The 25,176-nt window shown below is 46.6% G+C and carries 17 protein-coding genes and 1 tRNA gene; 9 read left to right on the plus strand and 9 right to left on the minus strand.

The genetic code is table 11. From position 1 onward, the window contains the following. Nucleotides 1-378: 378 nt before the first annotated feature. Nucleotides 379-3,027, minus strand: a complete 2,649-nt coding sequence (locus tag H6F73_RS00830) for a PAS domain-containing sensor histidine kinase (protein ID WP_190756935.1) — start codon at nucleotides 3,025-3,027, stop codon at nucleotides 379-381. A gap of 974 nt (nucleotides 3,028-4,001) precedes the next feature. Between H6F73_RS00830 and H6F73_RS00835 the strand changes: the two genes are divergently transcribed. After that, a complete protein-coding gene (locus tag H6F73_RS00835) occupies nucleotides 4,002-4,820 on the plus strand; it encodes an SH3 domain-containing protein (protein WP_190756936.1) in 819 nt (272 codons plus the stop codon). Between the two features lie 57 nt (nucleotides 4,821-4,877). Here the strand turns inward: H6F73_RS00835 and H6F73_RS26290 are convergent, their stop codons facing one another. Next, nucleotides 4,878-5,711: a hypothetical protein gene (locus H6F73_RS26290; protein ID WP_242072291.1), complete on the minus strand. Its 834-nt coding sequence runs from the start codon at nucleotides 5,709-5,711 to the stop codon at nucleotides 4,878-4,880. 193 nt (nucleotides 5,712-5,904) lie between these two features. After that, nucleotides 5,905-6,870, minus strand: a complete 966-nt coding sequence (locus H6F73_RS00845; RefSeq protein WP_190756937.1) for a ribonuclease Z — start codon at nucleotides 6,868-6,870, stop codon at nucleotides 5,905-5,907. Nucleotides 6,871-7,203: 333 nt separating this feature from the next. On the opposite strand from H6F73_RS00845, the gene pyk reads away from it, so the two are divergent. The 4 genes from pyk to H6F73_RS00865 all read left to right on the plus strand — a co-directional run bounded on the left by pyk (nucleotide 7,204) and on the right by H6F73_RS00865 (nucleotide 9,932). Then, nucleotides 7,204-9,009: a pyruvate kinase gene (gene pyk / locus H6F73_RS00850; RefSeq protein WP_190756938.1), complete on the plus strand. Its 1,806-nt coding sequence runs from the start codon at nucleotides 7,204-7,206 to the stop codon at nucleotides 9,007-9,009. A 62-nt stretch (nucleotides 9,010-9,071) separates the two neighbouring features. Then, nucleotides 9,072-9,143, plus strand: a tRNA-Thr gene (locus H6F73_RS00855). Nucleotides 9,144-9,332: 189 nt separating this feature from the next. After that, nucleotides 9,333-9,665, plus strand: a complete 333-nt coding sequence (locus H6F73_RS00860; protein WP_190756939.1) for a DUF6883 domain-containing protein — start codon at nucleotides 9,333-9,335, stop codon at nucleotides 9,663-9,665. 18 nt (nucleotides 9,666-9,683) lie between these two features. After that, on the plus strand, nucleotides 9,684-9,932 hold the full coding sequence (locus H6F73_RS00865) for a DUF4926 domain-containing protein (protein ID WP_190756940.1): 249 nt from the start codon (nucleotides 9,684-9,686) through the stop codon (nucleotides 9,930-9,932). A 167-nt stretch (nucleotides 9,933-10,099) separates the two neighbouring features. On the opposite strand, the gene H6F73_RS00870 is transcribed toward H6F73_RS00865, so the two are convergent. Next, nucleotides 10,100-10,666, minus strand: a complete 567-nt coding sequence (locus H6F73_RS00870) for a Uma2 family endonuclease (protein ID WP_190756941.1) — start codon at nucleotides 10,664-10,666, stop codon at nucleotides 10,100-10,102. Between the two features lie 511 nt (nucleotides 10,667-11,177). On the opposite strand from H6F73_RS00870, the gene H6F73_RS00875 reads away from it, so the two are divergent. After that, nucleotides 11,178-12,185 carry a hypothetical protein gene (locus H6F73_RS00875; RefSeq protein WP_190756942.1) on the plus strand — a complete coding sequence of 336 codons (1,008 nt, stop codon included), beginning with the start codon at nucleotides 11,178-11,180 and terminating at the stop codon, nucleotides 12,183-12,185. Between the two features lie 494 nt (nucleotides 12,186-12,679). On the opposite strand, the gene H6F73_RS00880 is transcribed toward H6F73_RS00875, so the two are convergent. Next, complete coding sequence (locus tag H6F73_RS00880; protein WP_190756943.1) at nucleotides 12,680-14,680, minus strand: cation:proton antiporter; 2,001 nt, start codon at nucleotides 14,678-14,680, stop codon at nucleotides 12,680-12,682. A gap of 222 nt (nucleotides 14,681-14,902) precedes the next feature. Here H6F73_RS00880 and H6F73_RS26840 point away from each other — a divergent pair, with 222 nt between their 5' ends. Continuing rightward, nucleotides 14,903-15,028: a hypothetical protein gene (locus H6F73_RS26840; protein ID WP_277882570.1), complete on the plus strand. Its 126-nt coding sequence runs from the start codon at nucleotides 14,903-14,905 to the stop codon at nucleotides 15,026-15,028. Nucleotides 15,029-15,197: 169 nt separating this feature from the next. Here H6F73_RS26840 and H6F73_RS00885 read toward each other — a convergent pair whose 3' ends face one another. The 3 genes from H6F73_RS00885 to H6F73_RS00895 all read right to left on the minus strand — a co-directional run bounded on the left by H6F73_RS00885 (nucleotide 15,198) and on the right by H6F73_RS00895 (nucleotide 18,600). Beyond that, on the minus strand, nucleotides 15,198-15,395 hold the full coding sequence (locus tag H6F73_RS00885) for a hypothetical protein (RefSeq protein ID WP_190756944.1): 198 nt from the start codon (nucleotides 15,393-15,395) through the stop codon (nucleotides 15,198-15,200). Between the two features lie 435 nt (nucleotides 15,396-15,830). Next, nucleotides 15,831-16,817: a hypothetical protein gene (locus H6F73_RS00890; protein ID WP_190756945.1), complete on the minus strand. Its 987-nt coding sequence runs from the start codon at nucleotides 16,815-16,817 to the stop codon at nucleotides 15,831-15,833. A gap of 97 nt (nucleotides 16,818-16,914) precedes the next feature. Further along, entirely contained in the window at nucleotides 16,915-18,600 is a 1,686-nt protein-coding gene (locus H6F73_RS00895; protein WP_190756946.1) for a D-Ala-D-Ala carboxypeptidase family metallohydrolase, read from the minus strand. 29 nt (nucleotides 18,601-18,629) lie between these two features. On the opposite strand from H6F73_RS00895, the gene H6F73_RS00900 reads away from it, so the two are divergent. Together H6F73_RS00900 and H6F73_RS00905 are read left to right on the plus strand one after the other, a co-directional pair. Next, on the plus strand, nucleotides 18,630-19,403 hold the full coding sequence (locus H6F73_RS00900) for an HAD family hydrolase (RefSeq protein ID WP_190756947.1): 774 nt from the start codon (nucleotides 18,630-18,632) through the stop codon (nucleotides 19,401-19,403). Nucleotides 19,404-20,059: 656 nt separating this feature from the next. After that, nucleotides 20,060-20,557 (plus strand): pentapeptide repeat-containing protein, encoded by a 498-nt coding sequence (locus H6F73_RS00905; RefSeq protein ID WP_190756948.1) that lies wholly within the window; start codon nucleotides 20,060-20,062, stop codon nucleotides 20,555-20,557. A gap of 181 nt (nucleotides 20,558-20,738) precedes the next feature. Here H6F73_RS00905 and H6F73_RS00910 read toward each other — a convergent pair whose 3' ends face one another. Further along, a complete protein-coding gene (locus tag H6F73_RS00910) occupies nucleotides 20,739-24,752 on the minus strand; it encodes a PAS domain S-box protein (protein ID WP_190756949.1) in 4,014 nt (1,337 codons plus the stop codon). Nucleotides 24,753-25,176: the final 424 nt, after the last annotated feature.

Raw genomic sequence — 25,176 nt, forward strand, 5'->3', positions numbered from 1 at the left:
TCAGTTAGCATCGGTTACACAAATCAGTTCAAGGCTTAAACGGAAGTGTGTTTTGTTGTTCGATGCACCCGGTTTGTGCCGGTGCGGATATGGGACTATTTTTGTAAGCAAACTCAAGTGCAACCAACGCGTTGTGTAATGGGCTATTTTTTTAGAATTCCCACGTCAGAGATAAATTCTCTAAACCTAAATAAAACTAAACATTCGCGTTTATCCCTTGATAGCTTTCTGCCTTTTCATCCTGTAGAGAAGGGCTAGGAATGTGAATTCTTTAAGAACGGCTGCTAGAAGTCTAGAGACGCACAGTCTGTCTAAACCTAAATAATCTTAAGCCGGCCCTCATAAGAGGATAAACTAAATGAGAGTTCTCACACTTTTTTACTGATTCATATACTGTTCAATCAGATAAAGAATTTTTTTCTCTTTAAAGCCTTTGGCTAATTGACGCAAATTTGCCGCAAATGGCACCCAATCCTGATTCATTTCCTCTAACTGGGTGGCTCGTTCCATAATGCCTCTCAGATCGCCCATCATTGCGAGATCGAATAGGACAGCCAATTCTTCGGCTGAGGGAGCAATGATATCCTCTGCCGGCGCGATGTTTGGGGAATGGGATTTCACCTCAGATTCAGCACTTCCCTCTTCATAGACCCATTCTAGTGCCAAGTGAAACCGTAATTTTTCTAAAAGCTCCTGAATGAGGATAGGTTTAGGTAGAAAATCATTGCAGCCGGACTCTAAACTTTTTTGCCGGTTGAAATCAAAAACACTGGCAGATGTCGCAATGATAATTGTGCCAGCCATCTCTGGTAAGTTTCGTAACTGGCGGGTGGCTTCTAAACCACTCATAACCGGCATGATCAAATCCATTAAAATGAGATTCGGCTTAATTTCAAGCGCTTTGTTTAAGCAGTCTTGACCATCGGTCGCTTCCGAAATTTCAAATCCCAAATGCGCTAGCATATTCACCATAAGCGCTCGAATTTCTTCATTGTCATCGGCTACCAAAATTTTTTGTTTAGAGCCTTTATAAGCAATTATTTTCCCTTCATCTCCTTTGGAGAAATACACCCAATCCAAAACTTCAGGCAAATCAACATCAAAGTAAAATACGCTGCCTTGACCTAAAACACTATTGACTTTAAGTTCGCTGCCCATCATTTCGACTAATTGATGGGTAATTGCCAAGCCTAAGCCCGTTCCTTCTAGTTGACGATGAGAATGTCCGACTTGGTAAAACGGTAAAAATATCTCTTCTAATTGTTCCGGTGCCATCCCAATGCCGGTGTCTTTTACCTGAAATCGAATTTTGTCTTCCTGATAAGTAACTTGAAATACAACTTCGCCGGCTTCAGTAAACTTTATGGCATTACCGAGTAAGTTCATTAATATTTGCCGCAACCGTTTTTCATCTCCCTGGACGCCTGCCGGCAGTGATTCGTGTTGCTCGTAGATTAAGGAAATTCCTTTTTGTTCAGCACGAACTCGAAAAATTTCTACAATTCCTTCTAAAAATTCTATAAAATGAAAATTACTGGCATGAAGTTCCATTTTCTGAGCTTCAATTTTAGAGATATCTAGGATATCGTTAATCAGAGTTAATAAGTGTTCGCCACACTGATGAATAATGCCCAAACCATGTTTTTGCTGCTCGTTTAATGTTTGATCTCGTTTGAGAATTTGGGCGTAACCCAAGATGCCGTTAAGCGGGGTTCGCAGTTCGTGACTCATGCTAGCAAGGAATCGGCTTTTCGCTTGGTTGGCAGATTGAGCGGCTTCTTCTGCTTTTTGCCGTTCGCAAATCTCTTGTTGCAAAAGCGCATTTTGCTCCTGCAACTGTTGCGTTCTCTCTGCAACTTTCTCTTCTAAGGTTCGGTTATAATCCCCTAATGTTTGGTGGGAAATTTGCAATTGCATTTGTGATTGCTGTAAGGCTTCTTCAGCCCGTTGACGCTCCATTTCTGCTGTCACCCGTGTGGCAAAAATACCCATAATTGCTTTAGCCCATTGCTCTTTCGCAAGCGGCTTATTATCGATAAAGCAAATATGACCAATTGGCTTACCGGATGTTGGATCTATCAGGGCAACTCCTAAAAAAGACTCCCCGCCTAAAGCAGCCAGTGCTTCACCTTTCGGGAAGAATGATTGCACATTTTGCGGGTAGCAACTAATCCCTTGGTTTTCCTGCAGAGTTTCTTTTGTAAAGATGCTTTCGCAGGGAGTATTCACTAAGTCATACTCAAAGTTCTCCCCTAGCTTGTCAGCCGCCCAAAATGAAATGACTTTGGCTCTAACCGGCGTCTCCCCCTCCCAGGCTGATGCTTCTGCCACCATAACGTAGCGAACCCCAAGCGCTTTTGCGAGATACTGTGCAAATACAGGATAAAATTCTTTGCTCGTTACTGAGGCAGTTGCTGCGATCAGAGATTGAAGCGATTCCTCCGTCTGCTTGCGCTCAATAATCTGGTTACTTAAATAAGTGATTGTATTTGTTAATTGATCTGTCTGATCGCTCTCGTCAATTCCTGGATCTATACTGCTCTCTGTCAGCGCTGTCTCTATGCGTTTTGTTGCTAAAATTTTGTGAGAAGCGTCAACAATTTTGATAACTTTTCCTTCATGATTAAAAATAGGAACTTTAATCGTGTTAAACAAATGGACTTGCCCATCGTAACGGGTGACAGCTTCTTCCGGGATGTGAATTGTTTGGCCGGTTTCTAGTATATAGGTGTCATCTACAATCGACTCTCTGGTAAAGTCACCATGATTGAGGAGATCGGCTGTTAGCTCACGACTGCGAAGCTGTTCCTTTGTCAATCCATAAAAATCGCAAAATGCTTTGTTGGCATAGATTAGGCGAGATTCCGCGTCTTTGCACGTTACCAAATTAGGCAGAGCATCCAGAATCTGTTCGTATATTTCCACACGTTGATGAAGTTCCTTCTCCACCTGCCGGCGATCAAGTAATGTCTGCTCTAGCTCGGCTATCCGCTGATGCAATTTTAATACTTCGTCATTCTTTGTCATTTCAAAGCTTTGTTAATTAATATTGAAACTCGCTTATTTTAAGGAATGATCACTCTTTTTGTGCATCTTTCTTTGATAAAACTTGCGATGGCATTTTTTATCAACCTTGGGTGATATTCCGCTCGTATTAGTTTTATTATAGATGATTAGATATAGAGTCTGTTCCAAGTTTTACCCAGGCGACCTTTGGATGCTGTTCGTTGTTGCTAAGTGTATTTTGTTAAAGATTACAAAAAGGTTTTGAGCGTTTAAAAGCGGTTTCAAGGGCGGATGACCCGTTCGCTGAACTTAGAGCCGGCTTGAAAAAAGTTGTTTGCAAGCAGGTTTTTCTCCAGATGAGACAGCTTATACTATCAAACTCTTAAATCAGACCCGATGCTTCAGTCACCTGCCCCCTCTGCTAGTTTCTAAGAATATAGTGATTGAACATTGCATTCTGAATACAGAATGACATTTTATTTTAAACTAATTTAACTTTTTAATAAAGATTAATATTGAAATCCGGTTGATTTTACAAAAAAATTAAAATATCTTAATTTTTGTCAAGAAAGTAAGATCAGTCACCTAAATCGGTTTAGCGCCGAGTGCAAATTTTAGCCGGCAGTAAACCGAACAAACACTGCTATAAAGATTACCTTCACATCCTTTTCCCGTGTAAATACGAGTACCTTGGTGGGAAAGTTAGAGTATTTATATCTAGCGGGTTAATAAAAGTTTTGACAATCGCAGGAACTTTTATTCGTCTAGATAGTGAAGCTAATGCCATAAGAACATTTTTAGTTAGCCAAGCATATTTTCAAAATTAAAAAATCACCCGATTGGATGATAAATATGGGTGAAGTCATTTCTTAAACAAATTGCCTACTTTTAATGAAGAGGGAAGCAGCCGGCTCCAAGCGTTCAGGAATTCCAAAGTCAATTGCAGGGGGCGAGATGGCTGCACTTCTACCAATTTACTTACATGAAAAACTAAGATGAAACGCTACCATATTTTGATGCTCGCACTGGTTGCTGCGGTAACGATGGCTGCAAGCACGATGGCAAGTGTTGCCTACCGCAATACCACAGAACTGACACCGAAGGCTCAAACCTTGAAACCCGTATCGAAGGCAGAAGAGCCAATCCCTGAACCGTTTATAGAAGTTGTCCAGAATTCTTCCCAGCGCACTCAAGCAAGTGAATTCTCCCAGTTCCGCCAGCGCCTGGTAGGTGCTGTCCAGAGAGCAGATACAGAATTTGTTCAGGCAATTGTCATGCCGCAAACCCAATGGAGTTACGGCGGGACGGTGAATCTGGACAGCTACAACATTAACAACAACCAGTCTAAATTCTGGAGTTACATGACCAAGGCGGTGAATCAGGGTTGTGGCATTGACTCCCAAGCGCAGGTTCCTGACAAAGAACCGGGAGCGAGTGTGTGGGTGTGCCCCGATATCATGCCGGTGAAGCAGTCTATCCGACCTGATCGGCCTAATTTCGGCCACTTGGCGGTTATCGGGCAAAATGTTAACGTCCGAGCTGAGCCGGGAATGGGGGGCCGAATTATCGGTTCTGTGTCTAACGATTATGTTGCGTTTGACTCTGGACGTTATAACACTTTGCCGGCAGGTGCGGCGGAAAAAATGCAAGCCGATCCACTCGGCGGTTGGACGCCGGTGAGACTGCGGGACGGTCAGCAGGGCTGGATTTTGAACCAGTACGTCTATGATGAGGAAAATGATTACCGGGTGAGCTTTGTGCGCTCACGAGGGCAGTGGCGTTTGCGTTACTTCCTGCGCGGTAATGGTAATTAGGGCAGTTGTAGATAACTAGGTTGAGAGGCGATCGCCGATGTGATCGCCTCCAATGTTTTAGCGTAGTTGGTTAGCCGGCGCTGTTGGGTTTGCGTTAGCCGGCGCTGTGGGATTCGCGTTAGCCGGCGCTGTGGGATTTGAGTTAGCCGGCGCTGTGGGATTCGCGTTAGCCGGCGCTGTGGGATTTGAGTTAGCCGGCGCTGTGGGATTTGAGTTAGCCGGCGCTGTGGGATTCGCGTTAGCCGGCGCAGTTGGGTTCGCGTTTGCCGGTGCTGTAGGATTCGCGTTAGCTGGCGCTGTGGGATTTGAGTTTGCTGGCGCTGTGGGATTCGCGTTAGCCGGCGCTGTGGGATTTGAATTAGCCGGCGCTGCTGTGGGATTTGAGTTAGTCGGCGCTGCTGTGGGATTTGCGTTTGCCGGCGCTGTTGGATTTGAATTGGCCGGTGTTTGAGCGCGTTGCTGCTGGTAGAATTGCAGAACTCTTTGGGTGTATGGGGAAATTGTGGCGCTGCTGTACTGAGCAGGGTCGCCGGTCATCCACCACGAAGCGGCGCGAAGCACTGCCGTTGACTCATTCTGGCCGCCGGCTTGGTACTCTTCTGTTAATACATCGCGCATGACACAGACCAAAATGCCGCGCGCTGTAACTGGACTCGTTTCAAACTGTGTCGGTGTGAGTTCCCTGCCGATGCAAAGTCTCGACCACCGGGGGATATTCTCTGGTTTGATTTGCCAGTCGCTGTAAAGTCCATCATTTGCGGTGCCGGTATCGGGCGCTGCCTGCCGCAAGGCTTCTACGAGTGCCCCAACTTGGGCATCTGAGACTTGGGCTTGTGCCGGCATTGCCCACAATCCCAAGCTTACAATCAGTCCGCCGAGCAGTAATCGCATGGTGTTTCCTCTGACTCGCTCTGAACGTATTTTTTTAAGCATCTCTACCTAATAATCCACAGGGTCGGGTTATTGGATCTCCCTGTAGGCAGATTTGTTAAGTTTTATTTCAGAAGAGCGGATCAATTAAACACTGACAATGTCAAATGAATGTGCCGGTAAACACATCGGGTAATAATTTGAGGCAATGATTTTACAGCGAGTTTTTCGTTGCCGCGAATTCTAGAGACTGCCGGCGCGGCACCTCATAGGTGAAGAAATCAGAAGCCATTGCCGTATTCGGAAAAATAGCGCGGGCTTCTTGCAGCAAATCGTCCAGCACAATATTATTGCCTGGGGCATAACGGGGGCTGAAATGAGTCATCAACAGTTGCTTAGCCTGCGCCCCCAAAGCCACTTGCGCCGCCATTGTGGAAGTCGAGTGCAAGCGATCAATCGCCATCTGAGCATCTTGATGGGAAAACGTGGCTTCGTGAATTAAAACGTCCGCATCCCGTGCCAGTTCGACGGCACCCTCACAATAAACCGTGTCAGTACAGTAGGCAATTTTGCGACCCACTTGTTCTGGCCCACAAAGTTCAGCGCCATTAATTTTTCGCCCATCCGGCAGCGTCACAGTTTCGCCTCGTTTTAGTTGGCCGTAGAGCGGGCCAGAGGGAATACCCAGCACCTTGGCTTGTTCGACATTAAAATGTCCAGGCCGGTCTTTTTCTGTCACCCGGTAGCCATAGGCAGTGACACGGTGTTCCAAGCGCCCGCAGCTAACCGTGTACTCTTCATCTTCATAGAGTAATCCCGGCTGAGACTTATGGACTTTAATCGGGTAAGAAAAATGAGTGTGAGAGTAACGCTGACAAGCTCTGAGATAATCTTCTAAGCCGGCTGGCCCATAAATATCAATTCGGTTAGGATTGCCGGCAAGTCCTACACTAGCCAGTAGCCCCATCAAACCGAAGATGTGGTCACCGTGCATATGGGTGATAAAAATGCGGGTCAGTTGGCTGATTTTGATATCACTGCGAAGAATTTGGTGCTGGGTGCCTTCCCCGCAGTCAAATAGCCAAACTTCAGCCCGTTGGGGCAAACGCAAGGCGACGCTCGAAACGTTGCGAGAGCGTGTCGGGACACCGGAACTCGTTCCTAAAAATGTAATTTGCACTAACTCAGCCAACCCAGTTTAAGTTGAGCATTCTTTGAGCTTACGGGTAAACCCTAAGTTGCTTATGTGTGGAGTTGATGACCAAAAATTTGGTACATCTATTTACCTAACAAATTTTAACACTGCTGCCAAGAGAGTCAGAACTCAAGGATTGTCAGTTAAGTAAGCCAATTCGATTTCCCAGCTTATCGAGAGGAACCACCGGCAGGCTGTTGCCCTCAAGAACCGCATAAATTGTTGCCAGTGCATCAACTGTGTGGTTGATAATGAGAAACTAGCCAAATATTAGGGGAACCTTTCGACTCTCTATCTACCCCCCCTGGACTTGAATTCATGCAATTGCGAAACTCCCTGCGTCGGACTAAAATTGTCGCCACCATTGGCCCTGCCACGAGTAGCCCAGAGGTGCTGCGGGCGTTAATAGAAGCCGGTGCTACAACCTTAAGACTTAATTTTTCCCACGGTAGTCACGACGATCATCAGCGCAGTATTCGCTTAATCCGGCAGCTGTCGTTTGAACTCAACCAGCCGGTGGGCATTTTGCAAGACTTGCAAGGCCCGAAAATTCGTTTAGGGCGCTTTGAAACCGGCCCGATCGTGCTGGAAAAAGGCGATCCCTTCATTTTGACCAGTCGCCAAGTCCCTGGCACTCAGCAGATTTCTTCGGTGACTTATGAGCCACTGGCTGATGAAGTGCCGGCTGGTGCGGTGATTATGCTGGATGATGGCAGAGTCGAAATGCGGGTGGAAAAAGTTGACCGCGCTGCCCGTGAACTGCACTGTCGTGTGGTGGTTGGTGGGCCGCTTTCTAATAACAAAGGCGTCAATTTTCCGGGCGTTTACTTATCGATTAAGGCGTTAACCGATAAAGACCGGCAGGATTTGCTGTTCGGTTTGGATCAAGGTGTGGACTGGGTGGCGCTGAGTTTTGTGCGTAACCCGGAAGATGTGCTGGAAATCAAAGAAATTATTTCCAATGCCGGCAAGCAGGTGCCGGTGATTGTCAAGATTGAAAAGCACGAAGCCATTGAACAGATGGAAGCAATTCTGTCCCTGAGTAATGGCGTCATGGTTGCCAGAGGTGACTTGGGGGTGGAACTGCCGGCGGAGGATGTGCCAATTTTACAGAAGCGGTTGATCGCCACCTCTAACCGTTTGGGCATTCCGGTGATTACCGCTACCCAGATGTTAGATAGCATGGTTAACAGTCCTCGACCGACGCGGGCTGAAATTTCCGATGTGGCGAATGCAATTCTTGATGGCACGGATGCGGTGATGCTGTCCAATGAAACAGCGGTGGGCAAATATCCGATTGCCGCTGTGGAGACGATGGCCCGAATTGCGATGCGGATTGAGCGAGAGCAAATTACCTGCAATATGGGCAAGATAGAATCGACAGGCCGGTCGATTCCCAATGCTATCAGTCAGGCGGTCGGGCAAATCGCTGAGCAGTTAACGGCTGCGGCAATTATGACCCTCACGAAAAGCGGCTCAACTGCCCGTAATGTCTCCAAGTTCCGGCCCACAACGCCGATCTTAGCCGTGACGCCTCATGTGGATGTGGCGCGGCAGTTGCAGCTCGTGTGGGGTGTGAAGCCGTTGTTGGTGCTCGATTTGCCGTCAACGGCTCAGACGTTCCAAGCGGCGCTGAATGTGGCTCAGGAGAAGCAATTGCTCTCGGATGGGGATTTGGTGGTGATGACCGCCGGCACGCTGCAGGGGGTTTCTGGCTCAACGGATTTGGTTAAAGTTGAGGTGGTGACTGCTGTGCTAGGACGGGGCACCGGCATCGGGCATGGGGCTGTCAGCGGTCGGGCGCGGGTGGCTCACAGTTCTGGGGAAATTGGCACGTTTAACCAGGGGGAAATTTTGGTTGTCCCCCGCACCAGTGCTGATTTTGTCGAGGCGATGCGTAAGGCAGCGGCGGTGATTACTGAGGATGAGAGCATGACTTCTCACGCGGCAGTCATTGGTTTGCGGCTGGGCTTGCCGGTGATTGTGGGCGTGAAGAATGCCACGCGGGTGATTCGGGATGGGGCAATTCTGACCCTGGATATGCAGCGAGGCTTGGTCTATTCCGGGGCAATTGGTTCAGGAGCAATGAGCGCAGGCCAAACAGAGGCAGCCCTAACGACTTAAATTTGTTGGCTGATTGCTGGATACAAATTCCAGCAATCATGCTATACTCAAATATTGTGCGTGCCGGTGTAGCTCAGGGGTAGAGCATTCGATTCGTAATCGAACGGTCGCCGGTTCAAATCCGGCCATCGGCTTTAAATTTTGGATAGGAATAAACTGCGCTGGATTCAATGCCGGCATCAAAACAGACTGGGGCATTGCGATAGCCTTCGCGCAGATCCGCAGATTCTTCAGTCGTTCTCGTGATGGTGTTAAGGGTGTAATTCTAATCGACTGGGGAGTTGCGCGGTAGCCTGAACTCTTTCTCAAAACTCAACTGTTTTATGCTGATTCCAAATGCACAAAATGCAGTTGTTGATATTCGCAAATTGCGTGACTACTGCCTAAATCCAGATCACGACGATGGAAAGCACAAAGCTCGGCAGTTTTCATCAAGTCTTTGTATGACGGCTGACTGCGCCGAGGAGTTACGCCAAATTTTGCTTACAGTTGTTAAAACCCATGAAGCCCGATTAGGCCGGCAAGATGAGTTTGGGCAACGCTATATTCTAGATTTTACGCTCGAATGGCAGAATAGAAGTGCAACCCTTCGGAGTGGCTGGATCATTGAGTATGGTTCAGAGATTCCAAAGTTGACGACCTGCTATCCTCTGTAGTCAGTAGAGGTGATAAGCATGATAAACAGCACCGTCAAATTGCTAGACGTTGTCGCCTTGATCGTTGATCTTCCCCAATACAATCTGTGGCGGGGACAAGTTGGTACGGTGGTTGAATTATTAGCAAATGGTGCAGCATTTGAAGTTGAATTCAGTGATCGCAACGGGCGCACCTATGAGTCTTTAGGGTTGCGTCTAGAGCAAATTATGGTTCTACGTTTTGAGCCGGCATCGCCTAATACAAAAGCTGAAATGGTTACAGCTTAACCAGCTTAACAATTCAAATGCAGGGGATGATCGAGAGCTACTGATGCTGATTTAAGTTGTGGGGTAGCTCTAGCTGCTTTTCGGTATTATAACGGTGAGTTGGTTCTGGACGCGGGAGTCGGTTCAAATCCAGCGAGCGGCTTTGAAAATAGAAAATCATTTTCCCTCTACACCGGCACATCTTCATAGAAGGCAGCAACCGGCATAGAAAAATCCACACTCGCTAAATAAACTTCTTCGCCTTTCTCATAAATGTACAGTTCCCATCTTCCCTCGGCATTGCGGCGGAAACGCTCTACTCGTTGCCTGTTTTGGTTGATCAAAACATATTCTTGTAAGGTTTCAATTTGGCGATAGTCAGCAAACTTATCACCGCGATCAAATGCTTCTGTTTTCTCGGATAAAACCTCCACAACTAAAGTAGGGTAGCGAATGAAGGAGTCTGAAGCATTTCGATCCCGTTCGTCACAAGTCACTGTCACGTCGGGGTAGTAATAGACATCGGCAGTTTCAACAAATACTTTCATATTCTCTACGAAGGCACGGCAGCCGGTTCCCCGAACCTGGTTTCTCAGCAAGCTTGCTAAGTTGAGAGCAATGGTATTGTGCGCTTGGGTTCCTCCCGCCATTGCCCAAATTTCCCCCCGGATATACTCGTGTCGAATGGGACTGATTTCTTCTCCATTTAAATAGTTTTGGTGGGAGATATAAAAACTTTCTTGGTTTGCAATCATTTGATTCATTTGTTAAATATACTATTTTATTATAAGTGCTAAAAGTAGGTTGGGTTGACGTTAGGAAACCCAACTCATATCGATTGGTTGTTGGCCGAAGATTTTGTTGGGCGGAGTGAAACGGAGGGTTTGCTTCGCTCAACCCAACCTACGGTGAAATTGCTGGGCATATACTGGACATTGGCAGTGTTAAAAGTAGCTTGGGTTGGTAAACCCCAAAAAAATCGTTGGGTTTTGCTTCGCTCAATCCAACCTAGAGAGAAATGGCAAAGGTTTTTTTGCAAAACCCGGCTTCTCTGTGTTACAAGTAGTTTGGATTAGTAACGCTCTGTTACCCAACCTACGGAGAAATGGCTGGGCATAGACTGAACAGTGGCGGGGGAAAGTCAATGAATGTAGAAACATTTAAACACCCGCGTTGGCAAGTTTGGTTTATGTAAATGTGATTTTTACATATGCCAAGAGCGGCTCATAAAACATTTCATAGAGCAAGACGTTTCTGGAGAATTTTATGACTGAAGTGCTTCCAACCGATTGTTTAAATTATTTGCCTCTGTCTGCCGAAGCCTTCTCATCATGGAAAAATAATTCAGATATACAACAATTGTTGTATTGCGTGTTTGATAAAGAATATGTTTTGATTGCAGAAGATGGTAGTAAGAAGGAAGGCAACTACCAATCTTATGGGGAAGTTATATATTCGCGTGGGAAAAGCAAAATATCAAAATGGATCGAAATACTTAACCATCAATCAGGTGTAACTAGAAAAGTTGACAGTAAAAATCCTCATATAATCTTCGTTCCCGATTTTTATCAGGATCAGTTATTCGGCAAAGCTGGAAAGTATATGGTTGCTTGGGATGGTATCATTTCTGAGTTACTGTCAGAAGGAGCATTTGTCTCTCTTCCACACGTCTTGGAATCCCAAGATGATATTGAAGCTTCTTTTTTGCTAATGAGCAGATTTTACTATCGTCACTCTGTCCAAGTATTACGTGGACTGTTAGAAAGCACTGTTTTACAAACATACTTCGCTGTTAATCGAAGTGAATTTGAACAATGGAAAAAAAATAACTACAGAACCCCTCGTTTAAGAGGAAATGGGGGTTTAATTCATCGGTTGCTAGGTATTGGATTAATTCCTAATGCACTAGGGAATGAAATATGCAACCTTTATGAAGATTTTAACGGATATGTTCATAGTGGAGAAAGGCATCTAATCCACCGCGATGTTTTTGTTGGCAAATGGATAGGGCATGAATTTAAGAATGATGAATTTCAAAAATGGTGTTCATACTTTTTTCGTGTTATGGATGTATGCATACAGCTTATGATTTTTCATGTTAATCAATGGAATGACAGTTTCGACAAGGATTACATAACGTGCAAAGTTTGCCATAGTACCACTGATTTTGATTTAAAAACCTACGTTTTTGGTGGAGAGAAACAATATGAATACACTTGTAAACACTGTAGTGATGTAAGTATATATGGCAAAAAAATGAAAATCAAATCGTAAAATAAAGGTAGAACAAAACTCTATACCTGACCAGTTCCGTCCCTTTGTTCCTCACTCTACTCTAACGGCGGGTGAGCTAACTGCTTTTAGGTATTACAACGATGAGTTGGTTCTAGACGCTTTCTAAAGAGAGATATCTCTCAATCTGCTATTGTAATTGCTCAAGACGATTATACAGTGAGGCATTTACTACACTATTTAAAGGAAAGCGACAATTTTGTTGTATGAGCGTTAACTGTCTTAGGGTAACAGTGTAACAAGTGTAGAAATGGTTGCAACTCTCAACAAGCCCTCGTTACTGATTCACAATTCAGCTAGAAAAAGCTGATCACTGGTATTTATTTAAGTTTAACGAGTCTATTCAATTTCGGATGAAGAACCTTCTAGGAAAGAGGAAGGAAACCGCATTTTTACTCAGATTAAGGCAATGCTTAGCAACTTTGAAATTTATACAGGGATAAACTGCGCTGGATTCAATGTCGGCCAAAAAACACCTAACTTTCCCCTTTCAGCAGGTTTGCAAATGTAATATGCTCTTTAGGGTTAGCCACAACCAATAATCGATCACCGGCTTCCAGCATCACTTCACCTGTGGGATAGCGATAAAGCTGCTTATTGCGTTCAATTGCCATAATTGTCGCACCCGTTAACCGGCGCACTTTCGATTGAGCAAGGGAAAGTCCCTGCAAAGGCGAGTCTGCATGAACCACATACCAATTTCGTTGTAATCCTTCAATTGCCGCCTCCAAATTAGCCGCACCCCAGTATTCTGCTCTTTCTGGCAATATATCCCGATACCGTCCACTGCGATAACGATTGACAACTTGCTGCACATCATACGTCGAATCCCCAAGATTCAATAGCAGATGTGCCCCCATTTCCAAAGAAGCTTCAAACTCAGGCTGTACAACCTCTTGAGCACCTAATTGGTAGAGTGAATCAATTTCGTCATTAATATGAGCACGAACCGTAATATCTAAGTCTGGGGCAAGACTCAAAGCACGTTTTAACGTTAATCGGGTTGCCATCGGATCTGGCAAAGCAATCGCCATTGCTTTAGCTTTTTTGAGATTCGCTTTTTCCAGTACCATCTGACTCGAAGCATCTCCAAATAGGTAAGGAATTTTTCGCTCTCGCAGCGTTTGCAGAGATGCCTCATTATTATCAATTACCAGGATTTGATGTCCCTGAAAATAAAGCAGTCGCACCAGCGGTTGCCCGACTCTGCCATACCCAGCCACTACGACATGATTCGTCAATTCTTCTTCAAACTCAACCAAGTGAAGCGAATTGTTCGATTGCAGGAGAGAAGCAAACCTCGGAAATTGTTCCAACCACTGTAGCCAAGAGGGCGTTGCCTTCAGTAAAAACGGAGTAATCAATAAAGTCGCAGCGGTTGTTCCCACAGTCAGCCCATAAAGTCTCTCTGAAAAAAGTCCTTGACTCTGAGCCACACCGGCTAAGACAAAGGAAAATTCTCCAATTTGATTGATGCCAAGCCCGACTGTTAACGCTGTTTTGAGGGGATAGCCAAACAAGTTAACAATCATCGCCACAATGGTTGCTTTGCCAATCATCGTAATCGCAACTAATCCGGTTAAGATCCAGATATTTGCCAACAAGAAACCCGGATCAATTAATATTCCAATCGATGCAAAAAACAGGGTTGCAAACACATCTCGCATCGGCAGAATGCGATCCAGGGCATGATCGGCATACTCAATATTAGAAATCATTAATCCTGCGACAAATGCACCCATCGCAATCCCTAAACCAATGGCAGAGGTGAACAGGGCAATTCCCAAACAAAGCACTAAAATACCCAGCAGGAAGAGTTCTTGAGAGCCGGTTTGAGCGAGTAGCCGAATTAAGAACGGGATAATCCAGCGTCCCGCAAGAATTGCTCCAGCAATAAAAAAGACTGCTTTCAACAAAGCACCAGCAATCGCAATCCCAATCGCCTCGGTTGGTTGAGTCAAGGCGGGAAGGACTGCAAGCATCAGCCCTAAACCCAAATCTTGTACAATCAGAATCGCCAGCATCACTTGACCATGAGCCGTCTGAACTTCATTGCGCTCAATCAAACTTTTGAGGACAACGGCGGTAGAGGATAGGGAAAGAACTGCACCGAGGAAAATTGCTGTCGGAACTGTATCAACCCAACCCGTTAGATAAGCCAGTCCCCCGCCTAAAAGAATGGTGAGAATGATTTGGAGGGAACCACCGCCTAGGGCTATTTTCCGAACGCGTAACAGCTCTTTTAGCGAAAATTCAACGCCCAAAGCAAATAGCAGCAGGGCTACCCCAACTTCAGATAGCACCTGGATATCGCCTTCAGCAGAGATCAGTTTCAATCCTGCCGGCCCGACAACGATACCACCGAGTAGATATCCCAGCAATGCCGGCTGCTGCAACCGGCTTGCCAAATACCCTCCAGTTGCCGCAGCGCCTAAGACTGTCACCATTTCGACAATCAGTGTCAACTCACCCGACATCTGCTCTATCCCCCTTGAGATTGCTTACAGCATATCGTCAAATTACTTGCTGATAGGTTAGCGACTGGTTATTACTTGTCGTTGCAGCGATGCCGGCTGCTGTGTAAAATTTGCAATCTTATTTGACTCGGCACGAAAACAGAAATAAAGCTATGCGATCCGAGTACGCTTCAAATTGCCTGATGATCATGCCAACGTGATAGCCTAGCACGCCCGAAGTTTATGGGTTCTCTGTTTGACTGGAGTGAGAAGCAAATCAACGCGGCTTTTTCCTACATTAAGACTCATTGGGCTGAAGTCGAAGCTGACTATGAAATCGTTCTCAAGGAAGCCGAAAAACTAGGGTGAGCTAATTCCCGACATTGCGGGCAAAGCATAAATCTAAGGCATAATTTTTATGAGTGATCATAATTTTAAAAAGATAAACAGCCGGCAACGTTTAAGTGTGGCTGATTGACTGTTATTTTAAATTTGTTGCTTTCCCAGTCTCTCAGCCATTTAATGTGCCGGCTTTAGATTAACAGTCACGATAGAAGACTCGATCTCTCGAACCGTGAAGATAGCCGGCTTTGTAGTCTACATTATCCGATTGCTGGGATTGGTGAGTGTAGCCATCTCGATAGCCTAGCTGGAATTCTGGCAAGTGAATGTTGAGGTTCATCAACTCTAAAGAAACAAGGGTTTCGCGTTTGTGTTCGTTGCTTTTCGGTTGCATAGAAGATGCCCTGAAATTCATTTTAGAACTGATAGATTTCACCTAACTCGCTTCGGGTAGCCGGGAATAAGAGTGAATCTGATGATGAACCCGGCTGAACAAGCAAGCCAAGCTCAAGAAAAAACCAGATTGGCTAATTTAATTTAGTTTATAAAACCATATTCTTTAGGCATTGCACCACTAGCGCAAGTAGAGAAGTGATTAACCGCTCAATATATCGCAAGTAGTAGATCCCTTGACCTCTCTCATAAAACGATTATGCCGAAAATAGTATCATCGCCGGCCCGTTTCAGTAACCAAACAAGCCGGAGATTTTATCCTTTCTAAAAAGAGAAAAATGGCAGCAGGAGGAAAGTATCGCTCAAGTTGTCGAAAGCGCGTTATTTAAAAACAACTAAACCCGCAGAAAAAAATCTCGTTTTTAACATTTAAGGCTTAACGCTTGCCGGTTTTGGCATTTTTTCCTGTGGTTTTTCCGGAAGTTTGGTCGCTTTTGGGAGGGTTGGTGCCGGTTTTACCCGGCTTTCCAGAGGTTTTCTGTGCGCCGGTTATAGAAGTCGAACGACGCCCTGTTGAGAGGGAAGTTTGCGGCCCTGTGGTTGGCATTTGCTCATCATCTGATTGATCAGAGGTAGCGCTTGGAGTTGTGCGCCGTTGGGTGCGGAAGGTGACGTTTACGCCTTCATTCGATTGTTCTAGCACCAGCAGAGGCGTGGGTTTTGCCTTTTGATCCCAGTGGATATAAGCAACCCGACCTTGAATCGTTGGCTGCCAAGTATCATGATCCTCGGATGTGCTGAGGTAGGTTTCAATACAGTCAATAATTTGACCAATGGTTACCGAGGTCGGTTGGGTGGGTAATTTTGTTAATTTAATTTCAATGCGGAACAGAACGCGCTTGGTGATTTTTGCGCCTTCGCCAACTTCATATTCCACATCAAACAATTCATCAACTTGACGTCCCATGCCGCGTACTTCCTGAGTGGGACGCAAGGCTAAAGAAATTTTATCTTTAACCTTCATTTTAATTTGATTAACAATGGCAAAGTGGAACGTTTCATCTGCCATCCGCATTCTGAGATAATCTAAGTTAAACTCACGTGAGTGAACCAAGTCTGGATTTTTTTCCATTTTTGTGAGCGTTGCGAGAGCCAGCTTGTATTTCTTTTGCATCTCTCGATTTTTAAAATCTTCCATCCTGAGCTTTTTGTTCAGGTTGCCGATTTGCAGCTTAGTAAAGACTGCTAAAGCCAGCAGCAGTAACAAAAGTCCTCCAGACGCTCCCATCCACATTTGGTCGGCAGATTGTTTTTCCACCTTAGCCGGCGGTTTAACAGAGGCAGATTGTTTTTGCACCTTAGCCGGCGGCTTAACAGGGGCTTGCGCTAATAAGGGATCGACAAGGATGATTGAGACTGACATAAGCGTTCACCGTTAATATTTAAGGGTTATTTTTATCTAGAATCGATTGGGAAACCGATAGCTTTGCCACATTAGAACTAGCTTACATAGCACTATCCTAATTCAGCCACCGTGAGCGGTAGTTACGAGCGTCAATATGACTAAGGTAGGGGAAACGGGAATACCGGCCTAACCCTCCCGGCCACCAAGGGTCTAGAAACCAGTAAAGTTGATTGCCGGTGAGACCTTCGCAATAAAAATCAATGGCATCGCCAACGATATGCCGGCTGTTAGAAACCCCACCCACACGGCGATTAATTTCCGCAGGACGATACCAGCTGGTAATCCGCAAAGGCCGGCCAATGCGATCCCGCGCCCGCTGAGCGAGTTTGGCGATGCGGATCATGGCATCTACTGTAGCTTGGTCGGGAGGCATTCGCGTGCCGCCGTGGGTGGCTTCTGCCCAGGTAAAGTAACCATCTGGGATAATCGGGGCATACATTTGAATGTTTTTGGGCGTCCACCGTTCAGGAGGCTTAGGCACAATGACTAAGGGCGTGGGTGCGGCTTCCAGGCTGCCGCGACGTGCCAAATTCATTTGTTTTAAGTCATCAAATAATGATGTAATCGCTCCAGTTTTGGTACTCGTCTGCCGCCAGCGTTGAACGAGGACAATCAAGGCTTCTCGCTGGTGATCGGCTTCCTTATACTCAATCGGCAGCCGGCGGGCAAATGCCAGCAATTCTCGATCCAGTTGGGCGGCGGCTTTCACCAAAACTGCCGGATCACTTTTACCGGCTTCTAAATTTTCCGCCTTAATTCCCAAACTCACCAGTGCTGCGGTGCGCGAATCGAGTTGTCGCCAAATACGGACGGCTTCGGTAACGGCGTTGCGTTGATGGGCTTGACCTCGATAATACTGGGGAATACGCCCGGCAAAGGCAATTAAGGCGGGATCGAGGATTTTGAGGAAAGGTTCGGGGGAGGTATTTTTTTTCAGGGAAACAATGGCTTCTTCGCGGGAATCGAGTTGACGCCACACTTGAACCAGTCGCAGCAGTGCTTCTCGCTGATGGGGGTAGCCGGTGTAATTGGGAGAGAGTTGTTCGACAAATTGTAGCAATGGCCGGTCTAAATAGGACTCATCGGAGTTTTCAGCGTAGGTATCAGTCGGGTTTGGGAGATTAAGAGAGGCAATCACTTCAGGAAGCTTGGCAATAACGGCTTCGCGCGTGTCCAACCGGCTCCAGATCCGGGCTGTTTCCAGCAAAGCATCGCGCTGAGCCGGCAAGCCGTTGTAATATCGGGAAAGTTCACTCACCAACGTCAGCAGCGCTTGATCTAAATAAGCTTGATTTTCCGGGAAGTCTTCAGTCTCACAATCTATTTTGAAATCTTCCAGATAAGCTTGCAACAATTTTTGTTTGTCACAGGCTTCTAACCGCGCAGCGGTAGAATCGGTGGCGGGGGCTGCGTAGCCGGCGGCAAGGGTTTGAATAAAGCGATCTGTGTAGCGACCTTTTTCAGCGTGCCACAAGTCTGAGGCTGCCCACCCCTGGGTAACTAAACTTTCACTCAGACTGCGGATCGTATTGGCGGCATAGTAAATTTGTTCACCTAGGGTTCTGACTTGTTCCAGCGCAATCCGATTAGCCGGCGAGACACCTAAGCCGGTTTCGTCATCCGCCAGGGTGGGTTGGTTGTGCGCTGCGTAAAGTGCTGCCAAGATCGGCTTGTGGATGCCGGCCCTTGCAGCTTCTTGGAGATACAGATAATTGCGCTGATCTGGTGAAAGTTGAGCCATAAACAAGCGTGCGATGAGCGAGGATAGCCATGCCTTTTGTCACTTTATCTCAGGCTGTAGCTGCTGGTTTGTTTAAAAATATTCGTTTTGTTGCAACTGATATGGATGGCACGCTGACTTGGCGGGGTAAGTTTACCCCAAAGTTGCTACAAGCGTTAGAGAATTTAGCGGCTGCCGGCATTCCTGTATTAATTGTTACGGGACGTTCTGCGGGTTGGGTGAGTGGGTTGAGTAGCTTGATGCCGGTTGCCGGTGCGATTGCGGAAAATGGTGGGTTATTTTATCGCGCCGGCTGTGATGTGCCGGTGGCTTTAACCCTGATTCCCGATCTTGCCGAACACCGGCACAGGTTGGCTCAGGTGTTTAACTCACTTAAGCTTAGGTTTCCCAGAATTCAGGAGTCAGTTGACAATCGCTTCCGGATTACCGATTGGACGTTTGATGTGGCAGGATTAACGCCGGCAGATTTACAGCAGATTGCGGGGTTATGCCGGCAGATGGGTTGGGGTTTTACCTATAGTTCTGTGCAGTGCCACATTAAGCCCCTGGAACAAGATAAGGCGGCGGCTGTGCTGCAAGTGTTGCAAAATGACTTTCCCCAATATCTGCCGGCGCAAGTGGTGACGGTGGGCGACAGTCCGAATGATGCGAGTTTATTCGATTGCGCGACGTTTCCCCATTCTGTGGGTGTAGCGAATGTATTGGAGTATGTCTCGCAGCTCACCTATCTGCCGGCTTATATTACTGCCGGCGTAGAAGCCGAGGGTTTTTGTGAGTTAGCGCATTTTTTGTTAAGCAATTAAGTCCTTAACTTCTTTCACAAATCGCACGGTTACTCAAGATCATTTTACCGTAAAAAGGTTTCAATCCTTCCTATTTTTTACTGATCTTTACTAATTTTCCTTGTTTGGGGCTGGCTTCTGTGGCGGATATCGCAGGGATCAGGGATTAAAACAGAGTCGGGGATCGAAACGTTATCAACTTTAACTTTAGTTCAGTCTTAAATCTACCTAAGGGTCAAGGCTGAACACTTAACAAATTGAATATAGTAGAAGTAATCCAAACGCAAGGCATACAAGCACTCCTCGCAGTTTTTACGGCCTAGAGCGCTCTTGATGCTTAACGAATGGATTTGAGGTAATTCTTTAAAAAGGGTGCAGACGGTGGAGTCGAGAATACGCCACCGGCTACTGTAGAGACAACTTCTTGCAAGCGCCGGAAAAACTCAGAATCCGAAGTGAAGAAAGCTTGGTTTGCGGCTAAAAGATTGGGTGAAACTAAACCATCTGAATATAAAAAGAGCGCGATCACTAAGAAAGTTGATTTAAATCACTAGCCCTTCCTGACTTCGCTCACTCAGCCCGCCCAGTTTTATCACAAGTTACCTGAGACTTCGATTACATTGTACTTACTAGCATTGCCTCATAGTAAATTTATCAAACACTGAGAGGTTCGGCAAATGAAATCTAAAATTTTAAATGCCACAGCATTTTTATTCACACTATGTGTAGCAATGCCGGCGCAAGCGGAAAATCCTGCCCATGTCAAACAGTTGCGGGAAACAAATTTGTGTCAGCAGTGCGATCTGAGCGGGGCTAATTTAAAAGGTGCTCACTTAATTGGCGCAGATTTAAGAGGGGCAAATCTTAAGGGTGCAACGCTCGAATCGGCTAATTTAGAAGGTGCGGATTTAACCAACGCAAATTTAGAAGGCGCGAATTTCAGCAAGAGCTATTTAAATAGTGCGTCATTGAATCAAGCAAATCTCAGACAAGTTGACTTCTCGAAAGCCAACCTGTCATTTGCTAACCTGATCGGTGCGAACCTGATCAATGCCAATCTCGATAACGCCAACTTGCTCAGTGCCGATTTACGACAAGCTGATGTTGCCAGTCAAACACTGGAAACTGCCAATTTAGAAAGTGCGCGTCTGCCTGAGGGCGTCAACATTGAATAGAAACTCCACACAAATAAAGGCTGTTAGCGAGTGGAGTTGAGCGTCAGGCATAATCAAAAAACTGCTTTGCTTGACGGATGATAACTTCACTCCTTAGCGTGTCTTTGCTGTAGTAAGAGCAACTCATTGATTGCCGGCAGAAAATTTTATCTCCCTTCAATCGCGGTAATCTCCACAGACTTTACACCTTACATTGCAGGGTAAAATAAAACGTCGTGCCTTGCTCCACAACAGATTCAGCCCAGACAAAACCACCGTGGAGATGAATAACGCGCTGAACCGTTGCTAGTCCAATGCCGGTGCCTTCAAAATCAGCCATTGCATGAAGCCGCTGGAAAGGGCCAAAAAGTTTATCTGCATAAGCCATATCAAAACCGGCACCATCGTCGCGCACAAAATACACCGATTGGCAGTGGTTCATTTCTTCGTTTTCATTGGCAATGGAGGCGGGAAGCGGAACGCAAGAAAGCGGACAAACCCCAAATTCGATGCGAGCGCGGGGGTGCTTGCTGGTAAACTTCCAAGCATTGCCCAGCAAGTTTTCTAACATCAGCCGCAGCAGTTGCGTATCCCCACTGGTCACTAAATCTTCTGCGATTTTAAACTTGACTAAACGTTTTGGTTGCGTTCTCTGTAGTTCTGCTGCCACATTCTGGGCAATCGTTGTTAAATTTACAGGTGAAAAATGAACTTCCCGACGCGTCACACGGGACAAGCTTAGTAAATCATCGATTAGCTGGCCCATTCGTGCAGTGGCAGCACAGACGCGACTGAGGTAATCTTTGCCGGTGGCGTCTAGGGTTTCGCCATAGTCTTCTAAAAGCGCCTGACTGAAGCCGTTAATACTCCGCAGAGGTGCTCGCAAATCGTGAGAGACTGAGTAGCTAAAGGCTTCTAACTCTTGGTTGGTGGCTTGCAGTGCTCGCGTGCGTTCAATGACCCGATGTTCGAGTTCATCATTGAGCCGGCGAATTTCTGCTTCCGCTTGTTGACGCTCCGTAACGTCCACTCCAATGGCCCAAGCTGCCCATCCCGGAAGGGGGACGTGTTCAGAGACGTTTGACCACGTTACCGTCTTTACACTGCCATCTTTACAGGTAAATTTCCACTCCCAGTCTCGATAATTGTTGCCTCGCTGTTGCCATTGGGCCATCATGACGGCGCGATAGGCGGGATCTGGACACAAGATTTCTAGCCATTGCGGGTTGCCAACGATCTCAGAAGCTGGGTAGCCGGTGACTCGTTCGCATTCGCGGTTCCAAACGGTAATATTCCCTGCTGTGTCAAAGGCATCCATCATCACCGGCATATTTTCCAGCACCGCACTCAAGCGCCGCTCACTTTGCCGCAAGGCTGCTTCTGCTCGCACTCGGTGAGAAATATCGCTAAAAATCCCTAACAGTCCGGCGATTTGGCCGGTTTCATCCTTAATGGCGTCAGCGCGAAGCAAAACCGGATGACGAGTGCCGGTGCGGCTGTGCATCTGCACCTCACCCCGCCAAGAATTACCTTTTCTGACGCTATCAAATACTTGAATTGCCAGGGAGGGTTCAGCAAAAGCGACTGCCGGCCCTCCTGCTGCTTTTAGCTGTTCGCAACTGTATTCAAACAGCTCGGCAAAGGCTGGATTAAGGTAAACCGGCGTGTCGGCAATATCAAAGATTGCAATCGCATCGCCGGCACTTTCCACGGCTGCTCTGACGCGCAAAAGCGCTTGCTTTGTCTGTTTGCGCTCGGTGATGTCACGGCAGGTGTAGAGTACGGTTCCTTGTTTAATGGAAACGCGCTTGACACTGACAAGCATAAAATGGGAATTGCCGAACTTATCTTTAATCTTGCGCTCGATATTGCGGATTTCTCCTAAGCTATCAAGCTGATTGATATCGAACAAATTCTTGCCCAACAGCTTAGCAACGTTGCCTAACGCATAAGCTTCGGACACAGAATAGTTGAATGTGTGAGCAATACTGGAACCCACATAGATCAACGTGCCGGCGTCATCGGTGATGAAGATGGCATCGGAAATGTTGCTAAGTGTGATGCGATGAAGTTCTTCTGACTCTTGCAGCGCTGCTTGGGTATGCTTGCTCTCGGTAATGTCGCGCACCATTGACAGAATTTCATCATATCCGCTCACGACACTTCGTGCTTCGTAATGCCGCATCAGGCCATTTTGCATGAGCTGGTATTCCAAGATATCTGTCTCGCCGGTTTGCAGAACTCGCTCGATGCTATGGGTAATTTGTTCTGCGAGTTGAGCCGGCAACACTTGCGATAGTTTTTTGCCCAAAAACGCCTGGGGAGGGGCTAACATCTCGAAGTCTTGCGCTGGGATGAAGTCGATATAAGTGCCATCTTTGGTCGTGCGGAACATGGCATCCGGGATGGCGGTGAGAATGGCTCGATTCACTGCTTCACTTTTGCGAAGCGCTTCCTCGGTTTGCCGGTGTTCAATTTGCGTTCGCAGCGACACGATGCCATAGGCTAAGTCTCTGGCAAGTTCTGTTAGCAGTTGTAACTCTTCATCATCGAAGGCATCGGCTCGATCTGCGTAAATGTTGAGTGATCCCAACGTGCGCTCACCGGCAATCAATGGCAGCGAAATGAGTGCGCTATCGTTGCGATCATGCCCTTCCCAGTTCCAGGCAGTGTCATCAAGGCTGTTTGGGTTATTTTTGACAATCACAGGTTGGCCGGTGGAGATGGCCGAACTGCTTGGCTTGTCTGAAGCCGGCGAGAGTTTTTCTTTCTCACTTACCCAAGCCGAAGTATAACCGCCCACTTCTACGATCAGCCGGCAGATATCGTCCAGTAACTCGGTTTCCTCGGTGGCGCGAACGACTGCCTGGTTGCAGGCGCTTAAGACTCTCAGTGTGCGGTTAACTTGGTGCAGTTCTGTTTCTGCCTGCTTTCGCGCCCAGTCGCAGGCTATCATCTCACTTGCAATTTGTAGCGCTCGCACATCTTCGGCTAACCATGTGCGACTTTTTTGGGTGTCATCAAATCCCATGAAGCCGATGAGTGTGCCGGTGGTGGAATAGATGGGAACTGCTAACAGGGAGCGGATATGTTGCGTTCGCAACATTTCTTGTTCGGCAGCCGCTTCTGCCGGCATGGTGAGGGTATCTGGAATGATGATGATTTGCCGGCTCTTAAGTTGCCGCATCCACCAAGGAAACTCGGCAGTGTTGAGCGTGCGAAGCGGCTCAATTTGCCGTTGAGCTGTGGCAGCACGCCAGTCAAAGGTTCTGTCCATTCTGCTGCCGTCTTCGGAAATTTGATAGATGTGAGCGCGGGAGGCGCAGATGACTTCTCCCAGCAGCTGGAGAACTTGATTGAGTTCAACTTGAGGCGAGACGAACAATTTGGAAATCCGGGCGATCATTTCTTCAATGGCAAGCCGATGGCGCAGTTGTTCTTCGACCTGCTTGACTTCCGTAATTTCCATGACAATGGTGCCAATGCCACTGAGTTCGCCTTCGCCGTCTTCGATGGAAAAGATAGAGGTTTGCCAGTGACGCTTTTGCTGGAGATCACTGAGGGATTCACTGGTGAGTTCACTTTTGATCAGGTTGGTATTGCTGGTGAGTATTTTGTTCAGCAGTGGCTCAACAGCCGGCGCGAGTTGGGGGGTGACTTGCCGGTAGGTTTTGCCCAGATGTTTGCCCACCGGCATCCCATTAAGCTGTGCCAAGGTTTGATTAATTTGAACGAAGCGCAGCTGTTTGTCTAAAATCGCTAAGCCGACAGGGGCAGCGGCAAAAAATGCGTTGAGGCGTTCTTGGACTCCGGATAATTGCCGCTTTAATCGTTTGTTGCCGGTGATGTCGCTGGCGTTGGCGTAAAGAATTTGATTTTCATCTCTTATGACGCTCCAAGACAACCACAAATACAGGCCGGTTTTGTTGCGATAGCGATTTTCAAAGTGGCAAATGCTGCCGGTGCTACAGGTTTCTAACGCACTTAAGGTCGCTGCTATATCATCCGGATGTACGAACTCGATCCAAGGCTGTTCGCGCCAGTCTGCCCCTGTCCACCCTAAAATTCTTTCCCACGCCCAGTTGACTGTCTGGAAATACCCGTCCGCCCCAATCGTACAAAATACATCTGATGACAGGTTAAAAAAGGCTTTTAATTCCGATTCTGTCAAGGCTAGTTCGTTCATAATATTTTTACTGGGATCGGGTTTGTCCATTGGCGCATCTGAATTATTCGATTGCTTTTGATTTGCAGCCGCGAGGGCAATTCATCAAATGTCTGTTTTTGGGGTTGCCGGCAAGCCAGCTCACACAGGCATTCTTCTAGAGCCGGTCGCCATTATCATTAACAAGACAGAAACGCGCAGAATATGTCTTTTTTCTGACAATGAGTTTAATTGCATTTAAGGATTTTTTATGTCTAGTAGGTGGCAATTTTGACTAAGCTTGTGCCAGTTTTGGAGTCTGGCTCGCTTACCGAATCTACTGGCATAAGCGTAAATACTTTTTAGAAAACTCGCTTATCAATCGCTTCAATAAAAGTTTAATATTTCTATATAGAGAAAAAGGAATTTAAGACTTTCCTTAGGATTAATTTAAGATTCAGCAACCCAGTGCGAGATTTTGCAATCTGGGGCTACA

Source organism: Microcoleus sp. FACHB-68, assembly GCF_014695715.1.
Lineage (GTDB): Bacteria > Cyanobacteriota > Cyanobacteriia > Cyanobacteriales > Oscillatoriaceae > FACHB-68.

Excerpts from the sequence above, each read along its gene's own strand:
- H6F73_RS00830 (WP_190756935.1), bottom strand. The coding sequence starts at position 3,027 with ATGACAAAGAATGACGAAGTATTAAAATTGCATCAGCGGATAGCCGAG.
- H6F73_RS00860 (WP_190756939.1), top strand. The coding sequence starts at position 9,333 with ATGCTGATTCCAAATGCACAAAATGCAGTTGTTGATATTCGCAAATTG.
- H6F73_RS00870 (WP_190756941.1), bottom strand. The coding sequence starts at position 10,666 with ATGATTGCAAACCAAGAAAGTTTTTATATCTCCCACCAAAACTATTTA.
- H6F73_RS00835 (WP_190756936.1), top strand. The coding sequence starts at position 4,002 with ATGAAACGCTACCATATTTTGATGCTCGCACTGGTTGCTGCGGTAACG.
- H6F73_RS00900 (WP_190756947.1), top strand. The coding sequence starts at position 18,630 with ATGCCTTTTGTCACTTTATCTCAGGCTGTAGCTGCTGGTTTGTTTAAA.
- H6F73_RS26290 (WP_242072291.1), bottom strand. The coding sequence starts at position 5,711 with ATGCGATTACTGCTCGGCGGACTGATTGTAAGCTTGGGATTGTGGGCA.
- H6F73_RS00885 (WP_190756944.1), bottom strand. The coding sequence starts at position 15,395 with ATGCAACCGAAAAGCAACGAACACAAACGCGAAACCCTTGTTTCTTTA.
- H6F73_RS00875 (WP_190756942.1), top strand. The coding sequence starts at position 11,178 with ATGACTGAAGTGCTTCCAACCGATTGTTTAAATTATTTGCCTCTGTCT.
- H6F73_RS00890 (WP_190756945.1), bottom strand. The coding sequence starts at position 16,817 with ATGTCAGTCTCAATCATCCTTGTCGATCCCTTATTAGCGCAAGCCCCT.
- pyk (WP_190756938.1), top strand. The coding sequence starts at position 7,204 with ATGCAATTGCGAAACTCCCTGCGTCGGACTAAAATTGTCGCCACCATT.
- H6F73_RS00910 (WP_190756949.1), bottom strand. The coding sequence starts at position 24,752 with ATGGACAAACCCGATCCCAGTAAAAATATTATGAACGAACTAGCCTTG.
- H6F73_RS00865 (WP_190756940.1), top strand. The coding sequence starts at position 9,684 with ATGATAAACAGCACCGTCAAATTGCTAGACGTTGTCGCCTTGATCGTT.
- H6F73_RS00880 (WP_190756943.1), bottom strand. The coding sequence starts at position 14,680 with ATGTCGGGTGAGTTGACACTGATTGTCGAAATGGTGACAGTCTTAGGC.
- H6F73_RS26840 (WP_277882570.1), top strand. The coding sequence starts at position 14,903 with ATGGGTTCTCTGTTTGACTGGAGTGAGAAGCAAATCAACGCGGCTTTT.
- H6F73_RS00905 (WP_190756948.1), top strand. The coding sequence starts at position 20,060 with ATGAAATCTAAAATTTTAAATGCCACAGCATTTTTATTCACACTATGT.
- H6F73_RS00895 (WP_190756946.1), bottom strand. The coding sequence starts at position 18,600 with ATGGCTCAACTTTCACCAGATCAGCGCAATTATCTGTATCTCCAAGAA.